This window comes from Corynebacterium sp. MSK004 (assembly GCF_030232515.1).
In the GTDB taxonomy this organism is placed as follows: Bacteria; Actinomycetota; Actinomycetes; order Mycobacteriales; family Mycobacteriaceae; genus Corynebacterium; species Corynebacterium hesseae.
In genome coordinates this window covers 1-18675 of the sequence record NZ_JASPKB010000002.1, presented here as the reverse complement: position 1 = coordinate 18675, position 18675 = coordinate 1, and the positions used below count along the sequence as shown (strand labels likewise).

The 18675-nt window shown below is 61.6% G+C and carries 21 protein-coding genes; 9 read left to right on the top strand and 12 right to left on the bottom strand.

Annotated elements, in window-relative coordinates:
- Window positions 1-27: 27 nt before the first annotated feature.
- On the top strand, window positions 28-1869 hold the full coding sequence (locus tag QP999_RS02570) for an alpha/beta-hydrolase family protein (protein ID WP_070624356.1): 1842 nt from the start codon (window positions 28-30) through the stop codon (window positions 1867-1869).
- A gap of 24 nt (window positions 1870-1893) precedes the next feature.
- On the opposite strand, the gene msrA is transcribed toward QP999_RS02570, so the two are convergent.
- Entirely contained in the window at window positions 1894-2544 is a 651-nt protein-coding gene (gene msrA, locus QP999_RS02565; protein WP_070624357.1) for a peptide-methionine (S)-S-oxide reductase MsrA, read from the bottom strand.
- A gap of 165 nt (window positions 2545-2709) precedes the next feature.
- Here msrA and QP999_RS02560 point away from each other — a divergent pair, with 165 nt between their 5' ends.
- On the top strand, window positions 2710-3312 hold the full coding sequence (locus tag QP999_RS02560; RefSeq protein ID WP_070523894.1) for a superoxide dismutase: 603 nt from the start codon (window positions 2710-2712) through the stop codon (window positions 3310-3312).
- Window positions 3313-3731: 419 nt separating this feature from the next.
- Here the strand turns inward: QP999_RS02560 and QP999_RS02555 are convergent, their stop codons facing one another.
- Complete coding sequence (locus QP999_RS02555) at window positions 3732-4628, bottom strand: LysR family transcriptional regulator (RefSeq protein ID WP_070624358.1); 897 nt, start codon at window positions 4626-4628, stop codon at window positions 3732-3734.
- A gap of 70 nt (window positions 4629-4698) precedes the next feature.
- Between QP999_RS02555 and QP999_RS02550 the strand changes: the two genes are divergently transcribed.
- Both QP999_RS02550 and QP999_RS02545 read left to right on the top strand, forming a co-directional pair.
- The gene (locus QP999_RS02550; RefSeq protein WP_284847588.1) at window positions 4699-5850 is read left to right on the top strand and encodes an MFS transporter; all 1152 of its coding nucleotides are present in this window, start codon (window positions 4699-4701) and stop codon (window positions 5848-5850) included.
- Window positions 5851-5861: 11 nt separating this feature from the next.
- Complete coding sequence (locus QP999_RS02545; RefSeq protein ID WP_070532615.1) at window positions 5862-7154, top strand: copper oxidase; 1293 nt, start codon at window positions 5862-5864, stop codon at window positions 7152-7154.
- 127 nt (window positions 7155-7281) lie between these two features.
- On the opposite strand, the gene QP999_RS02540 is transcribed toward QP999_RS02545, so the two are convergent.
- Complete coding sequence (locus QP999_RS02540) at window positions 7282-8718, bottom strand: TM0106 family RecB-like putative nuclease (protein ID WP_198530315.1); 1437 nt, start codon at window positions 8716-8718, stop codon at window positions 7282-7284.
- A gap of 75 nt (window positions 8719-8793) precedes the next feature.
- Between QP999_RS02540 and QP999_RS02535 the strand changes: the two genes are divergently transcribed.
- Window positions 8794-9426: a DUF6474 family protein gene (locus QP999_RS02535; protein ID WP_070523907.1), complete on the top strand. Its 633-nt coding sequence runs from the start codon at window positions 8794-8796 to the stop codon at window positions 9424-9426.
- A 195-nt stretch (window positions 9427-9621) separates the two neighbouring features.
- The gene (locus tag QP999_RS02530; RefSeq protein ID WP_070563488.1) at window positions 9622-9939 is read left to right on the top strand and encodes a histone-like nucleoid-structuring protein Lsr2; all 318 of its coding nucleotides are present in this window, start codon (window positions 9622-9624) and stop codon (window positions 9937-9939) included.
- Here the strand turns inward: QP999_RS02530 and QP999_RS02525 are convergent.
- Window positions 9936-10574: a LuxR C-terminal-related transcriptional regulator gene (locus QP999_RS02525; RefSeq protein WP_010188464.1), complete on the bottom strand. Its 639-nt coding sequence runs from the start codon at window positions 10572-10574 to the stop codon at window positions 9936-9938. The two genes, QP999_RS02530 and QP999_RS02525, sit on opposite strands and share 4 nt — an antisense overlap.
- A gap of 36 nt (window positions 10575-10610) precedes the next feature.
- On the bottom strand, window positions 10611-11783 hold the full coding sequence (locus QP999_RS02520; RefSeq protein WP_284847587.1) for a sensor histidine kinase: 1173 nt from the start codon (window positions 11781-11783) through the stop codon (window positions 10611-10613).
- Between QP999_RS02520 and QP999_RS02515 the strand changes: the two genes are divergently transcribed.
- Window positions 11782-12336, top strand: a complete 555-nt coding sequence (locus tag QP999_RS02515) for a DUF2020 domain-containing protein (RefSeq protein ID WP_070562178.1) — start codon at window positions 11782-11784, stop codon at window positions 12334-12336. The genes QP999_RS02520 and QP999_RS02515 overlap by 2 nt on opposite strands.
- A gap of 55 nt (window positions 12337-12391) precedes the next feature.
- On the opposite strand, the gene QP999_RS02510 is transcribed toward QP999_RS02515, so the two are convergent.
- Window positions 12392-12544 carry a hypothetical protein gene (locus QP999_RS02510; RefSeq protein WP_168162985.1) on the bottom strand — a complete coding sequence of 51 codons (153 nt, stop codon included), beginning with the start codon at window positions 12542-12544 and terminating at the stop codon, window positions 12392-12394.
- Window positions 12544-13302 (bottom strand): class E sortase, encoded by a 759-nt coding sequence (locus QP999_RS02505; RefSeq protein WP_070562176.1) that lies wholly within the window; start codon window positions 13300-13302, stop codon window positions 12544-12546. Before QP999_RS02505 ends, QP999_RS02510 begins: the two co-directional genes overlap by 1 nt.
- Before the next feature lie 65 nt (window positions 13303-13367).
- Between QP999_RS02505 and yidC the strand changes: the two genes are divergently transcribed.
- Window positions 13368-14354, top strand: coding sequence for a membrane protein insertase YidC (yidC, locus tag QP999_RS02500; RefSeq protein WP_070532600.1), 987 nt, complete (start codon window positions 13368-13370; stop codon window positions 14352-14354).
- On the opposite strand, the gene QP999_RS02495 is transcribed toward yidC, so the two are convergent.
- The 4 genes from QP999_RS02495 to QP999_RS02480 form a co-directional block, all read right to left on the bottom strand.
- Window positions 14311-14919, bottom strand: a complete 609-nt coding sequence (locus QP999_RS02495; protein WP_070523919.1) for a TetR/AcrR family transcriptional regulator — start codon at window positions 14917-14919, stop codon at window positions 14311-14313. The genes yidC and QP999_RS02495 overlap by 44 nt on opposite strands.
- A 68-nt stretch (window positions 14920-14987) precedes the next feature.
- On the bottom strand, window positions 14988-15248 hold the full coding sequence (locus tag QP999_RS02490) for a GlsB/YeaQ/YmgE family stress response membrane protein (RefSeq protein WP_010188457.1): 261 nt from the start codon (window positions 15246-15248) through the stop codon (window positions 14988-14990).
- 140 nt (window positions 15249-15388) lie between these two features.
- A complete protein-coding gene (locus QP999_RS02485; RefSeq protein ID WP_070523921.1) occupies window positions 15389-16285 on the bottom strand; it encodes a universal stress protein in 897 nt (298 codons plus the stop codon).
- 40 nt (window positions 16286-16325) lie between these two features.
- Entirely contained in the window at window positions 16326-16472 is a 147-nt protein-coding gene (locus tag QP999_RS02480) for a hypothetical protein (RefSeq protein ID WP_167595824.1), read from the bottom strand.
- Between QP999_RS02480 and QP999_RS02475 the strand changes: the two genes are divergently transcribed.
- Window positions 16408-17460, top strand: a complete 1053-nt coding sequence (locus QP999_RS02475; RefSeq protein ID WP_083303781.1) for a pseudouridine synthase — start codon at window positions 16408-16410, stop codon at window positions 17458-17460. The two genes, QP999_RS02480 and QP999_RS02475, sit on opposite strands and share 65 nt — an antisense overlap.
- Before the next feature lie 35 nt (window positions 17461-17495).
- On the opposite strand, the gene QP999_RS02470 is transcribed toward QP999_RS02475, so the two are convergent.
- Entirely contained in the window at window positions 17496-17750 is a 255-nt protein-coding gene (locus tag QP999_RS02470) for a hypothetical protein (protein ID WP_246819430.1), read from the bottom strand.
- Window positions 17751-18675 lie beyond the last annotated feature (925 nt).

Below are 18675 nucleotides of genomic sequence, written 5' to 3'. Positions count from 1 at the left end.
CTGCACGTCGCACCTAAAGCTGGTTCAATGGCCAGCATGCGTCAACTTGCGCGCCGCATCGCACTCAGAACCGCCCGCACGGGCCTTCAGGCTGCAATCTTTTCCTTGGAGATCATCAGCGATCTCACGCCCGGCATGCGCATGACTGGCCGGCGGCGCCTGCCACAAAACATGTGGCCCGGGCTCTTCGGCGCCGAAGTCGCAACGTGGGCAGCCGTCTCCCCTTCCCTTTTGCCCCGCCCGTGGTGGGTCACCGCCGCCAACGTGGCCATCGGCCAAGGCGCTGGACACCTCGCCGCGACCACCGCGGCCTTCGCTGCCAAGCGCGCGCTGCACCACGCTGGCCGCCGCCCCCAGGACCGCGTCGGCCCCACCACTCGGCGCTATTCCTACTACGCACTGGGGGTTGGCACGCTCATCGCAGGCATACGCTCCCTGCGCAATCAGACGGAGCAAGCCCGGCTCGTGGGAAAGCTCAATGACCGCGGCCCGCAGTCCGCAGCACTGGGCATGGCCGTGGGCACGGCAGGCTACGGCGCCTTGCTCGTTGTGGGGGAGGCAGCCCAGCTCACCGTCACTCAGCTGTCCCTCCAGGTCCAGCGCTGGCTGCCCAGGTGGATTGCCTGGCCGCTAGCCGGCGGCGCGGTCGGCTTCGCCACAGCCCTGGTCAGCGACCGGATGGTGTGGCGTCGCCTGCTCCGCAAGGCCTCCGTCCAAGGCCTGGCGCTCAACAAGCTGGTATACCCGGGCTCCGCCATGCCGTGGGAGCCGGAGCGTTCTGGCAGCCCGTGGTCCCATGAGCCTTGGACGGCCGTCGGCTCACAGGGCAGAGCGTTTCTTGACCGCGGCCCGCGCGCCCAGGACATCAAGGAGGTCATGCACTTCGAGCGCGCCCACGAGCCAATTCGCATCTATATCGGACTCATTCGCGGTCGCGGCCCACACGCCGCCGCACGCCACGCGGTGGCGGAGATGGACCGCACGGGCGCGTTTCACCGCGACACGATCGTGTTGCAAATGCCCTCCGGCTCAGGGTGGATCAATAACTATGCGGTCAGCGGCTACGAATTCCTCACGCGGGGCAATTGCGCGACCGTGGCCCTGCAATTCGACTATTTGCCTTCCATGTTTTCCTACCTGGTGGACAAGAACCTCTCCCGCATCTTTGCGCGCGAGCTCATCGCGGCCGTCCATGACCGCCTCGAGCTCCTCCCCGAGGACAACCGCCCCAAGCTGTATTTCAGTGGCGAGTCCCTGGGCTGCTATGCCATCGTGGAGAACTTTGAGACGCTCGAGGAACTCCTCGCCGCCTGCGATGGTGCGGTATTCACCGGACCCCCGCGGATGACCAGCTTCATGCGGCGCCTGCACCGTGAACGCGGTTCCCTGGAACGCCTGCCGCTTATCGACGGCGGCCGGCACCTCCGCTTCGCCGCCGTTCCCGCCCACATGGAGCACGACGCCTTCGGCGAACCTTATGGCCGCTGGGAACGCCCGCGCGTGGCGGTGGGCCAGCACGCCTCCGACGCCATCGTGTGGTGGGACAGCAAGCTCATCTACGCCCGCCCCAACTGGATCCACGAGCCCACCCCGCAGACCCTGTACGCGGATACCTTTAAGAATCTGCGTTGGCACCCGTTCATCACCTTCTGGCAGGTGGCCCTGGATCAGATCAACTCCCTCAACGTGCCCGGCGGCCACGGGCACAACTACTTCGAGGAAACGTTTTGGTACTGGGATTCCGTCCTTGGATCCCAAACGCGCACTCAACTCACCCCAGAATTAGCCGAGCGCATGCGGGTCTTCGTGGAGCGCGACCAGCTCAACAAACCTTCCGACTTCCGCACGCACGTGCGCAAGCAGCTCTAGCCGCACGCCAGTGCGCTCACTGCGCTAGCCACACTTCACACCGGTGCTGTGGTGCGGGCAGTAGCCATTGGGCACCTTGTGCAAGTACTGCTGGTGCTCGTCCTCAGCCAGGTAGTACTGGCCTGAGTCCGTCTCACTGAGGAGGGTGACTTCAGTGGTGGTGGCGCCGAAGCCGGCGTCGGCAAGCATGCCCGCATAGGAATCCACGAGCTTCTGAATCTCCGCGCGTTCCTCCTCAGTCTCTGGGTAGAAGGCCGAGCGGTATTGCGTGCCCACGTCGTTGCCCTGGCGGAAGCCCTGGGTGGGGTCGTGAGCTTCCAAGGCCTTAACCACAAGGTCACGCAGGCTCACGCGCTGTGGATCATAGGTAATCTGCACAGACTCCGCATGGTTGGTCAACCCGCGGCAGACCTCGTAGTAGGTGGGGTTTGGCGTGGTGCCACCCGCATAGCCCACGGAAGTTGCCTCCACGCCTTCGGTCTCCCAGAACATCTTCTCGGCTCCCCAGAAACAACCGATGGCAATGATGAGGGATTTCTGCCCCTCTTTCCACGGGCCGGTAATCGGAGTGCCCAGGACCGCGTGGGGCTGCGGGTTCTCAAGAACAGGCTCCGCGCGCCCGGGAAGAGCGTCCTTAGCTGCCACCAGCGTGGGTTCTGGCTTGAAAAGAAACATGCTGGGTTCTCCTTACACTTAGCGTTGTCCTCCCTCTTATACTCCGCCGTACTGCCCGCAATCCAGGTTTTTGTTCACGGCGGCTCCCATAGAAAAATTATTGTGGCCAAATTCTCATCCGGCCCCTACCATGGGGCCTCGTACCCCAAAGAAAGGATGAAACAAATGGCTGTTTACGAACTTCCGGAACTCGACTACGCATACGATGCCCTGGAGCCGCACATCTCCGCTGAGATCATGGAGCTGCACCACTCCAAGCACCACGCTGGCTACGTTGCTGGCGCTAACGCTGCGCTCGAGGCCCTGGAGGAGCAGCGCAACGGCGAGGCTAATGCTGACGCCATCCGCGCTCTGTCCAAGAACCTGGCCTTCAACCTGGGTGGCCACACCAACCACTCCATCTTCTGGAAGAACCTCTCCCCGAACGGCGGCGGCGAGCCCACCGGCGAGCTGGCTGAGGCTATTAACCGTGACTTCGGTTCCTTCGAGAAGTTCAAGGCTCACTTCTCCGCCGTTGCTACCGGCCTGCAGGGCTCCGGCTGGGCAGTTCTGGGCTATGACCACGTTGCTGGTCGCCTGGTTATTGAGCAGCTCACCGATCAGCAGGGCAACATCTCCGTGAACTTCACCCCGCTGCTGATGCTGGATATGTGGGAGCACGCCTTCTACCTCCAGTACAAGAACGTGAAGGCTGACTACGTTAAGGCCGTATGGAACGTCTTCAACTGGGACGACGTTGCTGAGCGTTACGCTGCTGCTACCAAGTAAGCACGACGGCCTCCTTAAGGCCACGTAGCTTCAACCCGCGCTGGGACCTCTTCGTTGAGGCCCAGCGCGGGTTCGCGTTTTCAACAAGCTGCAGGCCTTTGCACAGGACTCCTGCTCCCGGTGCGCGAGGCGAAACTGCCCGAGCTGCCAAAGTTATACGCCGTCATTGCCGATCCGCGCGGATCTTCGTCATGTAGGGCAGTTGGCCTCTCGGCAAAGGCAATCTGCGACCCGTGAGGGTGATGGGCTACACCCCTTCTGCCCCCACTTAAACGTCATAGAGAGCAACGCGGCGCGGCCCTCGCATTGCTCGCGGTGAAACTGCCGGGCCAACCGGTGCACACCATCCCCTGGCTGCCCCACGAGGTCTCTACCCCGAAGACGCTCGCTGCTCTGGCCGCTAAGCTTCCCTTCGGCAGCTAGTCGGCCTCGACCAAGCTACTGCCCTCAGCGGTGCGGGCCACGACGAAATCCTTGAAGTGCTCGACCGGCGGGGCATCATCGCCCTTCCTCCACACCAGTCCTAGCTCGCGGTAGGCCGCGGGCTGCAGGGGGACGGGGTTGCGGGCTTTGAGGTAGGGGTCGTCGAGCGGCAACAGAGCCGATCCCAGCCCAGCGGCCACGAGGCCCGCCACGGTGGTGAGCTCCATGGATTCGAAGACGAGGCGCGGGGTGAAGCCGGCCTCGCTCGCTAGGGAGTCGAGCAACATGCGCGTTCCATAGCCCGGCAGCATGCCGATGAAGGGTTCATCGCGGAAGTCTTCCATGCGCACCCCGTCTCGCCCTGCGGCCCAATGACCTTCCGGAACCGCTAGACCGAGGCGTTGCAGTTTGAGCTGGTGCCACCCTAGCGGTCCGGGGGCCGTAGGGCGGGGGCCGACCAGCGCCAAGTCGGATTCGCCGGCGGCTACCCTCTCCACGAGCTCGCGGGCCGCACCCTGGTGCAGACGGATATCCACGTGGGGATGCTGGGCGCGGTAGGCCTTGAGCAGCTCCGGGACCATCCACGTGCCCAAGGAATGCATGAAGTCGAGGCGCACGGTGCCGCGCTCCGGATCCATGAGGCGGGACACGGCATCGCGCGCGGCAGCTTCGGACATCAACACCCGCCGAGCGTGTTCCACGAATGCCTGGCCGCGGGCATTCAGCCGCAGGCGCCGGCCGCTGCGCTCGAAGAGGCTGGCCCCCACCTCCGCCTCGATGCGCTGCACGCGGCGGGTCAGCGCGGATTGGGAGAGCCCGAGGGCGTCGGCAGCCGCGCCGACGAGTCCATGGTCCGCCACGGCGACCACGCCGCGCACATCCTCCAGGTTCATGCACACCTCGCATGCTTTAAGTAACTTTCGGACATTTTACACATAATCCGCGCTAGACCATGCTTGATGCATGACCAGAACGCGGCGCGCCACCATTGCCATGCTCTTCGTGGGCCTGGCAATTTTTTCTTGCCTCTACCCCACCCAAGCCATGCTGCCCACCCTGGTGGAGGACATGGGCATGTCCCCCACCGAAGCCGCCATGACCATCTCCGCTGCCACCGGTGCGCTGGCCATTTGTGTCATCCCCGTGTCCATCATCTCCGAGCGCATCGGTCGCGGAAAACTACTGCTTGTTTCCACCATCGCGGCCACGCTCATCGGCATGCTCGTGCCGCTTGCCTCCAATCCAGAGATCCTCATCGCCACCCGCGCGCTCCAGGGCGCTGTCATCGCCGGCGCACCCGCTACCGCCATGGCCTGGATTTCGGAGGAGCTCGAAAGCTCCTACGTCGCCCGCGCCATGGGGCTGTACATCGCCGGCACCACCATCGGTGGGCTGACCGGCCGCCTCATCCCCACCGGGCTTCTCGAGCTCACCTCCTGGCGCTGGGCCCTGGCCGGCTCCAGCCTGGTCACACTTATCCTCGCCATCATCGCCGCTATTTTGCTGCCCTACCAGCAGAATTTCACCCCAAAGGAAATCCACTTCCGCTCGGAGCTGCGAGCCATCTTCCGCCATGCCCGGGATACCCGCCTCATCCCTTTATTCATCGTGGCCTTCGTGGCCATGGGCACCTTCGTATCCCTCTATAACTTCCTGGCATTTAGGCTCATCAACCACTTCCACCTCGCGCCCGGTTTGGCAGGCTTGGTCTTCCTCTTCTACCTCACCGGCACATGGTCCTCGGCGCGCGCCGGCCGGCTGGTCTCACAAGTAGGCCACGCCAACACGCTGCTCCTATCCTGCCTGCTTTTTGCCGTGGGCATCGCGCTATGCATGGGCTCTTTAATCCCCACCCTGCTCGGCATCGTGTTATTCACCATCGGCTTCTTTGCCGCGCACTCCACGGCCTCGGGGTGGGTGGGCCATATCGCCACCCACGACCGCGCGGAGGCCTCCAGCCTCTACGTCTTCTTCTATTACCTGGGCAGCTCCATCCTGGGCGCGCTGGCCGGCGTGCTCTTTGATTCCTTGTCGTGGACCGGCTTCATCGCCGTCTACACCGCCCTCGCCACGGGCATCGCGGTGCTGAGTTGGGTTGTGAGAAAAACCGGATAAACTCGTGTTTTATGGACAAGTGGTCGCCGCGCACATGGCACAGGAAAGCATCCCGCCCGGTCAGCCTGTGGATGATGGTTTTTCTTCTCGCCGGCGCAACCCACACCCTTATCCCAAACTACCGCTGGGTCCTCATCCATCTCTTCACCCTGGGCATCCTCAGCAACAGCATCGTGGTGTGGTCCCAGCACCTCACCGAAAAGTTCGTGCAGCTCAAAGTTCCGATGTCGGCCCGCCCTCGCCAGCTCGCGCGGATTTATCTGCAGAATGCCGGCGTTATCCTCACCCTCGTGGGCCAAATCCTCAGTGAATATTGGGGCCACCACTGGGTGCTCACACAGATAGGTGCCACGCTTGTCGCTCTTGCGGTGTCCTGGCATGGGTTGGCCCTCTTTGCTTTGTGGCGCCGCGCGGAATCCAAACGATTCCGCCCCGTCGTCGCAGCTTATGTGGCCTCGGCCTTCTTCCTTGCCGTGGGCGCTACTCTTGGCGCATTCCTCGCCACACACCCCTCCCATCCGCGCCTGCTCATTGCACACGTTGCCGCCAACATCGGCGGTTTCGTCGGCCTCGCAGCCGCCGGTTCACTCACCATCTTGTTCCCATCTATCTGGCGCACCAAGGGAATCAACCCACACATGAGCCTAAGCTTCACGCTGCTGGCGCTGGGCGTGGTGACCACCGTGATCGGCAGCGCGTGGAATGTACCGCAAGCGGGTCTGATCGTCTACTGCGTCGGCTGGGCGCTCAGCCTGCAGAGCTGGCTGCTCAATGCCCTCACCGTGTTCCGAGAACCACGCGGGCGCATCACCTTCCCGGCGCTATCTGTGCTCTTTTCCTGCTTCTGGTTGCTCGGCAGCCTGGTGTATTACACCACCCAGCATTTCTTCTCCAGCGAGCCACAGATTCCCATGCTCGCGCTCGTCGTAGGGTTTGGCGCCCAACTGCTCATCGGAGTCATGGGCTATATGCTGCCCACCACGATGGGCGGCGGCCCTTCAGCGGTGCGGGCTGGCCTGCGCGAATACAACCGCTGGGGGCTGGGGCGCTCGGTCTTCATCAACGGCGGGCTTGCCCTGTGGCTGGCCACCTCCAGTTCCCTCACCATGGTTGTCGCCTCCCTGCTCTGCCTCGGTTCCATGGCCATCATCCCCGTACTCACCGCTCGCGCGGTCAAGGCTCAGAAAGCCGTGCTCCTCAAGAAGGCCGAAGGCCCAGCGCCCACGACCACCACGGACTGGGACCAGGTGTGGGTGGCCCTTGCGGTGCTCATTATCCTCGGCGGACTCAGCCTCATCCTGTAGATCCCCAGACCTGAAACCCGCAACCTCCTGGGGTGGGTGGTGGGGCGTCGGCAAGCGCTTGGCGACGCCCACCTGCAGGTTGCGGGTTTCAGGTCTGGGGACTTGCACACGGGAGGGCAGGGAGAAGCTAGGGCTCGAGGGATGGCACTCCCGGCGCGCCGTGAGACATCCACTCGCGGACGGCATGGGTCGCGCGCACATCGCCGGCGTTATAGTGCAGAATCTGCGCACGCGCGTCCGTGTCACCGGCGAGGGCGGCTCGGCGGGCATTGACGGATTCCTCGCCATCGAACTCTTCCGGCCATTCAAAGCCAGCGACGGGCGCCACGGTTTTCAGCCCCAGGCCCGCAGTGCCGGCGAAACTGCGCTTGACGTGGACGAACATGTCCACCCATTCCTCTGAGGAGATGAATTCCTCGACCTCCTCCAGGCTCGGGGAGGAGAAGCGCTGGGCGGACCTGCGCATCCAATGGTTTTCGCCGTGGGCGGAGTAGCAATAGGCCGCGAAGGTCTTGCCCGCTGCATGCGCGTCAGCGCGCACCCCCATGAGCCACTCCCAAAACTCGGCGAAATTCTCCGCCTCGGCCCGCCCTCCCAGCGGATCCCAGGTCACAAAGGGGTGGTACTCGCCGTCCAGGAGCGCGCCCCACAGGTAGGCACCTTGATCCAGGTAGGCCTCCATATCGACGTCGACTTCCACATCCGCGCGAGGAACGCTAACCCGGTCGCGGCGCAGCAAAGGGACGCCCTCGCGCCACGCAGCAGCGAGGGCGGAGGGGGCGCCGAGGGAGGCGTCGATAAGCCCCTGCACCGTCGTGATACCGCGCTCGCGGTAGGGGTTAGCGCGGTCGCCCGGCAAGAAGAGGGAGATATCATCCCGGGCCTCCAGCTCTTGCTTACACAAGGGCCAAAAGCGGCAGGAGGCGCACTCCTTGACGCGGCGCGGCCCAGCGGGAAGCGGCTGTACGAGCGCCTCATCGATGCCGAAGCGCGAGGTATCCGTGACAAAAGCCTGACCGCGGTCCTGCCCAATCGCCGCACCCCTGCCAGAATTCAGGCCGACGTCCTCCAAACCCCGCGCGGCCAGGGCTAAACGGTAGCCATCGACGGCGTGATGCTTAATCTTGTATTTCGCCGGCAGCGGCTCACTCAATCCCAAGCGATGGGTGGGGACAACCAGCGTGCGCGAGTTCTCATGCGGGCGGGCCACGCGGTGATCCGAGACGATAACGGGGCTGTACTTATCACCATCCCGAACCAGAAGCTCCACGCGCACCATCCACTCCGACGTGGAAATGACGGCGTTGGTGATGTGTGTGTAACCGTGAGCCAGCGCCTCCAGCGTGGCAAGCGCCCGCTCGAAATCATCCCCCTCCAGATCAATCCGGCGGAAACGGCCAGGCCCCTTCTTGGGAAGGCGAGCGAGCGCGGCATCGATAGCCGCGGCGTGGCGCTCCGCCCGGGCTTGGCTCACCGCGGTGCGTGGGATCTCGGGATGGGCGCGGCGCTGCACCAAGCGATAACGGCAGCCCACGAGGTCCGTGGCGACGAGCACATCCTTCACAGCAGGTGAGCTTAGTAGACCACCTTGCTAGAGTTGTAGCGAGACCCTAAAGATAGATTATTTAAGGACGTTTCAATGGGCATTATGAAGAAGATCCGCAAGGCCCGCCGTGAGGCCCGCGCCGAGATCAAGGCTGCCAAAACCCGCGCAAAGGCAGAGGTAAAGGCCGCGGATAAGGCCAAGCACCGCCAGCAAAAGCTATTGGCCCGTCAGGAAAAGGCGCTTATCAAGTCCGAGGAAAAGGGCCTAAAGAAGCGCCGCAAGCACGAATACAAGATGGCCAAGAAGGAACTCGAGCGTATTAAGGAAGGCCGCTTTAATAAGAACAATGTCAAGCGTTATGCCGGCGCCCTGCGCACCGCAGCGCCCCTTCTTTTGCCTCTCCTTTACCGCGGCATCACCGTTGCCCAGCGCGAGGTTGAGAAGAAGCGCGCGCAGAAGGCCGGCGTCAGCGCCGAGCAGCTGGCCTCCTTCTCCGGCCACGGCGCACCGCTCAAGGCCCGCACCGCCGGTATCCGCAATTCGCTGAAGGATGCGCAGCTTCCCGCCGGTTTCAAGCGCGACGTCAAGGAGCGCCTCAACGAGCTTGATTCTGCGATCGACAATGCCGAGTACATGACCGATCAGCAGCGCCAGCGCGCGCACCGCTCCATCTCCGGTGAGATCGACTCGCTCAACGACGAGATCCAGTCCAAGCTGCGCGCATAGCCGCTCACACGGATTCTCTACGCCTTCGGGCCGCTGCCTTCCCCGCTTTTAGACGGTGGAGGATATGCGGCCCGAAGGCTTTTTCTTTCGCGCTCAAAACCCCTTTTTGGCAATGCATATTAACGCTGTCACGGAATTTGTTTTCGTTCTATAGTTAATAGCGGGAGAATCAGTTTAGAGCTCGAATGGAGAAACATGGCACGCCGCGAAATCACCCAGTTTTTTGACGATATTGATAATTCGCCCCTCAACGAAGATGAAGTGATCGTTATCCGCTTCAGCGTTGACGGTAAGGATTACCTCCTCGACGTCTCGCAGGAGAATGCCGACAAATTCCACGCCGCCATGGAGCCCTTCGTGAAGGCTGCCCGCCACCCGGTCAAGAAGGACACTCGCCGCTACAAGCCGGCCGATGTCCGCGCATGGGCCGCCAAGCACGGCTACGAGGTGGCCGAGCGCGGCAAGATCCCCAACGACGTCATCTTGGCGTACCGCGACGCCAACAACCTCTAAAGAACGCCCTGCTCGCGTGCTGCCGCCACGGCGGAGGTGCGGGAGCGCACGCCCAATTTGTCATAGATGTGGACCAGGTGAGACTTCACCGTCGCCTCCGACAGCATCAGCTCCACCCCGATCTCACGGTTTGAGGAACCCGCCGCGACCAGCTTCAGCACCTCGAGCTCGCGCGGGGTGAGCGAGGTGCGCGGCGTGCGCACGCGGGTCATCAGTTTGTCAGCAACCACGGGCGAGAGCGCCGAATCACCTTCCGCCGCCGAGCGCACCGCCGCGAGCAGCTCTACCGGCGGCGCGTCCTTGAGCAGGTAGCCCACCGCGCCTGCCTCAATTGCGCCGAGGATATCCGCGTCGGTGTCGTAATTGGTCACCACGAGCACCTTAGGGGGATTCTCCATGGAGTAGCGGATAGCGGCGGTCGCTTCCGCACCACCCATGACGCGCGTGCCCTCGATCCCCGCACCAAAACGCAGGTCCATGAGGAGAACATCGATGCCACCCGCCTGGGCTGCGGACACAGCGGCTTCGGCCGTAGCGACTTCGCCCACAACCTCGATGTCCTCAGCCCCCTCGAGCACCGAGCGTAAACCTAGGCGCACGATCTCATGGTCGTCGGCAAGCAAGACCCTAATCACGGGCTTCCTCCTCATTGGTACGGTGTGGACAATTTCCTAATCTACATCGTTGTTTAAGGGCACACTAACTGAGACCGCCGTGCCACTTCCCGGCGTGGATTCAATCACGACCTCGCCGCCGAGTTCCGCTGCGCGCCGGCGCATGGCGGATAGACCAATGTGGCCCAGCCCCGCCGGTTTATTTTCCACCGCCTCCACATCAAAGCCCTGGCCGTTATCCACCACGTCCACGCGCACCTCGTCCGGCGCATACGTCACGGTCACCCGAGCCTTCGTGGCGTGCGCATGCTTGACGACGTTCCCCACCGCTCCCTGCGCAATCCGCAGCAACGCTGCTTCCACCTTCATGGGTAGCTGTTGCGCATCGCCTTCTACGTCCACTGAGACGTCGAGCCCACCGGTCGCCGCAAAATTCTCAGCCATCCTTGTCATTGCCGCCCCCAAGGAGGTTTCGGACAACGCCGCCGGCTGCAACGCCGCAATCATGGCGCGCGCTTCGTGGAGGTTATCCGCTGCTGTTCGCCGAGCCAGTTCGATGCGTTCCTGCGCCTTGGGGATATCCTCCTGTGCGAGATCGCGGTCAGCGGCATGCAGGAGCATCTGAATGGAGGACAAACCTTGTGCCAGCGTGTCGTGGATTTCGTGGGCGATGCGCTGGCGCTCAGCGGTCATGCCGGCCGTGCGCTCGGACTCCACGAGCTGGGAACGGGTCTTCATCAACTCCTGGTTCATGCGGCTCAACGCCCGGAAGGCATAGGTAATAGCAATCGTCACCAAGGCCGATACCGCCGGGCCCATGATGCCGCCGAAGGAGAGCCCGCCCGGTACTTGCACCAGGATGGTCACCGCCGTGGCCGCGAGCACGCAGATGATGCCGGGAATCATCTCCAGCACATAGAGGTAGACAAAGTACAGAGAGAACACGAGGTAGATGGCCGCGGGCGCCACCGCTATATCCGCTAACCACAAGACCGTGAGGATAACCATCCAGCCATAGCGCGCGACGCGCGGCAGGGCCTCCATATAGGCCGAGCCCCCGAAGTACACCACCGCGAAGGAGACCAACAGCAGCAGGTTGAGCACGCCCTGCCACAGCGGCAGGCGAACCGTCATAAATATCGCCACCACCAGCAGCGTCGCCGTCAGGACGTGGATACCGTTGCGCAGTGCATCCGATTCAACCGAGCGCTGGTCTAGTGTGGACGTCATGCGCCACAGCCTACTTCCCCCACTCGCCGCCTGCCTGATCGGCATAGGCTTTGCCGCGGTGGGGTGTTCGGATGCAGCCGACCCCGCCCCCAGCACCGAGGCCGCCAGCCCCGCGTCCGACACAAACTCAGGCGATGGCCTGCCCATGGACGCTACCGCCGAGGTCAGTGACTGGGAAGACTGCCCCTACCTGGACACGCAGTGGGTGGCCGATACGAATGGGCAGAGGATGACCCGGTGGGGCATCGACAAGCGCTTTAGCACCCCCGCCTGCGTGTTCTGGTCCTACCCCGAGGAACCACAGGTTACCGTCCTAGCCCGGCAGATGCCCAGCGTCGACGAGGCGCGCGCGGTCGTGGATTGGGCCGCACCGGTTGAAGATACGGAGCTCGCCGAATTCGATGGTTGGTCCGGCGGGCGCGGCGTCTTTGAGGATCACACGGTCTTTGCCGTCCAGAAGGACAACCACGCCGTGGTGGTGTGGTCGAATCAGCTGCAGACCCTCAAGCCCCAGCTCATAGCGCAGGAAGCAATCAACCGCTTAGGTCTGTAACGACCTAAGCACAGTAACGACCTAAGCATTTAATGGTCTAAACAGCGACTAACGCCTAAACGGCGACGTCATTATAGGGCATCTGCGCCGCTACCCAGGGGAAAATCACCTCCATGAGCAGGAAGAAAACCCCCACGGCGAGGGCCAGCGCCAACACCGCCTTGACCACGGTGGGGCCGGGCAACAGGTTCCAGAGTGCGCGATACATTAGTTCTCCTCCAAGACGGCGGGGCGTTCATTGTCATCTGCTCCGGGGGCTTTAGCCTGTCGGTCAGTCTCCATGGCGTGGATAATCATGCGCTCTGCGTTGGAGAACTGCGGATGGCAGGTGGTGAGGGTGAGCAGGGATTCGCTGGGCTCAGCCCCTTCCATCCCGGGAACAGGCTGGAGCACGCTCACATCACCCGGCAGGGTGATATGGCGCCCCTGAACAGCTTGGTATTCCGGCTTGGCTTGCTGCTCTGGGCTGAAGCAGTCCCCCGCAGCCCCTTCGATAGGCAGCACGCGGTAGGTAATCCAGTCAGTCGCGGTTTCGATGACGATGGCATCGCAGGTCTGCAGGTTTCCCAGGTCATTGAAGGGAGCGCCCTTGCCCACACGGTGCCCGGCTACCGCGAAATTGCCCGGCTCACCAGGCATCTGCGTGTCGGTATAGTGCCCCGGCCCGCGCAACAAATCGTCTTCGTCGGTTCCTTCGAGAACCGCGAACGCGAAGTCCGAGCCGAAGGCCGGGATATAAAGGCGTGCAAAGGCCTCACCGAGCTTCGGGGCATGGCCCGCTCCGCGTGGGTTGTGCCATTCTTCCTGCAGCGTCTCGTTGGCTTGGTCCTGCTTGTGACCAGACTCGATATTTGTCCAATAGGACTCATAAAAGGCGAAGAGAAGCAGAAGCACGCCGGCCGTCAGCATAAGCTCACCGATGACGGTCCCTACGGTCGGCCGAGTGCGCGCGGTGGGGTGGGGCATACCCATACCTTAGCCTCCCGGTAACGTATAAGTGCCCCATCACCCTGCAGAAAGAGGAGTAGGCGATGATCAACATCTTCATGTACCCGGTCTCCGGAATCATGAAACTCTGGCACCTACTTTTTGGTTCCTTCCTTGACGGCTCGATGGCGTGGATCCTCACCATCGTCTTCCTCGTGCTCACGGTCCGCGGCATCATCGCTCCGCTGAATTGGCTCTCCGTGAAACAGGGCCGCATCGGCGCCCTCATGCGCCCGGAGATGACCGAACTCAATGAACACCTCACGCAGGCCGATTCGGTCGATGAGGCTGTCGACATCCTCACCCAGCAACGCGAGCTCAAGGAGCGCTTCCAGCACAACCCGCTGGTGGGTTGTTTCCCCGCCTTCCTCATCATCCCGGCTTTCATTGGCCTCTACCAGGTGGTTCTTCGGGTGTCAGGCTCCGCGAATGAACCGGTGGGGATGCTCACGCTTGGCGACGTCTCCTCCTTCCGCACCTCCACCGTCTTCGGCGTCCCCCTCACCGATTTCGCGCGCGAGCATCACGACTTGGTCCTACCGATGCTCGTGGCGGCACTCGTGTTCACCTCCCTCAACACGCTCATCACGCTCTACCGTGGCTTTCTTACCACGGTCTTCGATCAGAAGATTCCGCGCCGCTTGCTGTGGTTCATGGCGCTCATGGTGGTTCTCATCCCCTGGATGCTGTGGAAAGTGGCTTGGCATGGCCCCATCCCCGTGACCATCATCTTCTACTGGGGCTGCTCCTACCTCTTTACCCTGCTACAGACCTTGGTATATGAATTGATCCTGCACCGTCGCTATCCCCTACCGGAGGCCGTCCACGAACAGCGGCGCGACAGCATCCGGCGGTGGCGGGCTAAGGAAAAGAAGAAAGAGAAGAAAGCCGCTAAACAGCGCCTTAAGGAAGACCCTGCCCACAAAGAGGAGGTTGCTGCTGCCCGCAAACGCCACTCGGCCATCGTGGCGGAGGCACGCAAAATTGTTAAATCGAATAGTCAGCAGGAGGCGCCGAGAGAAGCTGAATAGCCAGCTGCTTCGCGGTTACCAGCGGGGCGACGTCGCGGGTCAGGCGGGCGCCGGCGAGCCCGCCATCGAGGAAAATGAGGATTTGGCTCGCCTGCTCCTCTGAGGGGTAGCCATTCTTGGCGTTGAGCAGGGCAGTGATCGTGGAATGCATCCATGTGCGGTGATCGACGCATGCCGCCACGATGCCCCGCTCGGCATCCGTCTCTGGACGCGGGTATTCACCGGCCGCGTTGAGGAAGTGCGAGCCCCGGAACTCCATGGAGGGTTGTTCCTCGATGGCCTTGTCGAAGAAGGCGAGGATCTTGCTCTCCGGATCGGTCGCGTCCTCGGTGCGCCTCTGCCAATCAGCGCGGTATTCCTCATCGAGGGCCTCGACGTAGGCGATAACGAGGGCATCCTTGGAGCCGAAAAGGGAGTAGAGCGACGCCTTCGCCACGTCGGCCTCGCGCAGGATACGGTCAATGCCGATAACGCGGATGCCCTCGGTGGTAAAGAGCCGCGTGGCGGATTCAAGTAGTCGGCTCCGCGGGCTCGGGCGGTTGCGACGCGACTTCTTTTCGGCCATTTCTTCTCCTCACATGACAAAACCGGTTCATCTATACAATATAGACAAACCGGTATGTATGCGAATTTTTACTTCTTGCGGCCCGTAATGGCTCCCACGATCCACAGCAAGATACATGCACCGACCGTTGCCGTAATGATCATCAGGAACCAGCTATCGCCGACGCTCTTGTTGAAGAGCGCTAGCAATCCGCCACCGATGAGGCCGCCGATAACACCAACGATGAGGTTGGTGAACAGCCCCTGGTCACGCTTCATAATCTTCTCAGCGAGCCAGCCGGCAATGATGCCAACAACAATCGAACCAAAGAAACCGAGACCGAGTCCCATGACACTCACTCCTTTGAATAACAGTAAATAGCGTTTATCTACGTACCCGTCCACCGTACGCGTTAAAACACCAAAACGTCTCGGGCACACCACTTATCCAATAAAAGGGCCCGAATCGTTATAGCGAGGTTATGCGATGGTTACTCCGAGTCTGGTCGAACCACCATCATCGGGCACGGCGCGGACTGCAGCAGTGCGCGGGAGGTAGAGCCCAAGAGCATGCCCTTGAAGCCACCGCGACCGTGGGAGCCCACAACGAGCAGCTGCGCACCTTCGGAGGCCTCCGACAGCGCACGGACCGGGCGGTCACGGGCGATAACCTTCTTAACCTGCACGTCCGGATACTTCTCCTGGAACTCCGCGAGGCGTTCAGTCAGCAGCTCCGCCTGCTCCTTCTCCACCTCAGCCCATTCAGCCTGGGCTGCCGAGAGGCCGGCCAGGGAAGCCTGAACCTGCATGTCCATCCAAGTGTGAACGGCAATCAGCTCTGCGCCGCGGGCATCTGCTTCCTTGAAGGCGTAGTCCGTTGCCTTCTGGGAGACCTCGGAGCCATCGACACCGATAACAACGGGACCGTACTTCGTAGATTCGGTGACGTGGTTATCCTCACGGACCACGACCACCGGGCAAGATGCGTGGGAGACCACAGATGCAGATACCGAGCCCATGACCATGCCGGACAGGCCGCCCATGCCGCGGGAGCCCATGACAATCATGGTGACGTCCTTGGACATCTCCAGCAGCATGTCGATAGGGGAGCCCTCAGCCACGGTGTGGCCGATCTTCAGATCCGGGGCAATCTTGTGAGCCTCGGCGCGGGCCTCCTCGATCTTCTCTAGGGTCTCCGCCTGGAGGTCATCAAAAAGCTCCTTCGGCGGGACCATGCCTTCGGCGTAGAGGAACTGCGGCATCGTGTAACTCGATGCGATACGTAGCGGGATACCCCGCTTCACCGCAGTATTTGCAGCCCAGCGGACGGCGTTCTTCGACGCTTCCGAACCATCAACGGCGACGACGACAATGTCTTCCTTTGCCATGACCTTTCCTTTCGAAGTGCTTACACCTCCAGTCTAATACCTACTGGCCGACCTGTGGGGCGGTAGCGGCATCAGCATTCGCTGGGAAAAGAATGTTGTAGGCAGCCACAGCAATATCACGAATGACGGCACCGATACCATTAGAGAAGAAATCGATGACGGGCGCGAGAATAGAGTTGAAATCCATGGGACAAAGAATATCGCAAAAAGGGCGTGGCGCAACACCACTTCCTATCCGCGATGGACTAAACCCCACTCACGCCCGCGTTGTCGAAGGCCCCATCACCGCGTGGGACTTTGTGCACGACCTCATCGTGACCCAACGTCACCGCCACCCCGACGACAACGACTCGGCCCTCCAAGCCCGCTTCACAGCGAACGAGGTTGTATCCCAAGACGGCACCCCGCTTAGTCCCGACAGCACCCTCGCCACCAACGCGATGGTGTACTTCTACCGCATGCCGGCTCCCGAAACACCCGTCCCATACGACATCCCAATCCTGCACGAAGACGAGCACCTCTTGGTCGTCGACAAGCCGCCCTTCATGGCTACGATGCCTCGCGCCCGCCACATCACGGAGACTGCCACCGTTCGCCTTCGCCGAATGACAGGCAACAACGAGCTTTCCCCCGCGCATCGCCTGGACCGGCTTACCTCGGGCATACTCGTCTTCACCAAGGACCGCACCGTTCGGGGCGCCTACCAAACGCTCTTCGCCGAGCGCCGCGTCACCAAGACTTACGAAGCCATCGCCCCGCTTGCCGACGTCTCCCCCGGCACCGTCTGGCGCTCCCGTATGGAGAAGACCCCAGGGGAATTGCAAGGTCGCATCGTCGAGGGCGAAGTCAACGCCATCACCGAGGTCGGCGGCGTGGAACCAGTAGATAAGGCACCGTACGAAGCCATCCACGGTTCACTTCCCGAGATAGCGAAGTACACTCTCAAGCCACAGACCGGCAAGACTCATCAGCTCCGGCTACACATGCTTCAGGCGGGCATCCCTATTATTGGTGACCCCATATACCCGGTCATTTTCCCTGCAGAGGCCGAAGACATGCGGATTCCCATGCACCTGACGGCGACACACATTTCTTTTGTTGATCCATTCACAGCCAGACCCCGAGAATTCTCCTCTCAACTACCGCTTGAAACCCACCATTTATTGAGCCCGTAATTAGGAACATTTAACCATTGTCAATGGCCTTCGACCTACCTTTCGAAGGCCAGGATCTCGCGTTCATTTCCAAGCGGACGCCCGGCCGCCTCCCACCAGGTGCCCGTGTCCCGCGCGCCCTTCCACCCGGCAACGTAGGCCACCACCAAGCCAGCGACCGGAACGACGACATCGCCAATCGGACTGAACAGAGACGCCGCAAAATCAATCACATGGTCAATCTGGAAGAACTCAAACACCATGCCGTAAAACTCACCCCGGCTATGCAGGTCCGAAACGCGCTTAGCCACGGGTTCAATCACTGGTTCTAGTCGGTCACGAATCGCCGGCCCGAAAAGCAAAAGAACAAAGGACAGCGCCGCCAATGCGAACTTCTTACTGAGTTCCCACGCGCCCGCGCGGTGGGGATGTGTGGCTAAGTCAACGCGCCTCTTCCGTGCTGACTCGTTGGCAACCGGAAGAAAGTCGATCCGCTTAAGGCCATCACAGAGTCTTACACGCGCTGAACGACTACCGGGCTCAAAGACATCTACAGTCTTGCCCGCGAAGAAGTGGCTCAGACCGTCCTCTTCCCACCCTGGGGCCGGCCTCTCCCTCAAGACCAAAGAATGCTCAATATCTTTCACCCGGGAGACAACCTGCCCCTCACGTATCAGACATGCAGCCGGCACCTTATCCATCAATCCACGGGGTGTAGGACACTGCGAAACCCGCGTCTGAATCTCATCCGAGGTAGCAAGACTTTCAGCACTTTTCTGAGTCCGCCAGAGCAGAAGCTTTGCCCCGTGCTGCAAGCAGGACATAGACGGTCTTTCCCTCATAGGGAAGTTCCCACAGGTCAAACTTGTCGGTCAAACGCAACGCCCCCAACTTTGACAGTCTGCGCGAACAACACCAATAACCACAGCCTCTACTGTAACTGACCCTGCCAAGGAAGACGAACAGAACAACTTCACCCCAGCATCGACAGACGTGGTGCCGAGGAGGGCCCTCATGACTCGGTCACAAAAAGCTATTTGTTCAGACCTGGAAGTGCAGACGTGGTAACGCATGCCGGTAGTGCTGGCAAAACGAAAAAGAGACCGTTAAAGCAATGATGGTGCTTTAACGGTCTCTCTTTGTTGTATTGAGTTGTTTGTTGTTGTTTGGTGTCGGCGGTTTCTTACTCTCCCACAACCTCCCGGTTGCAGTACCATCAGCGTTAGCAGGCTTAGC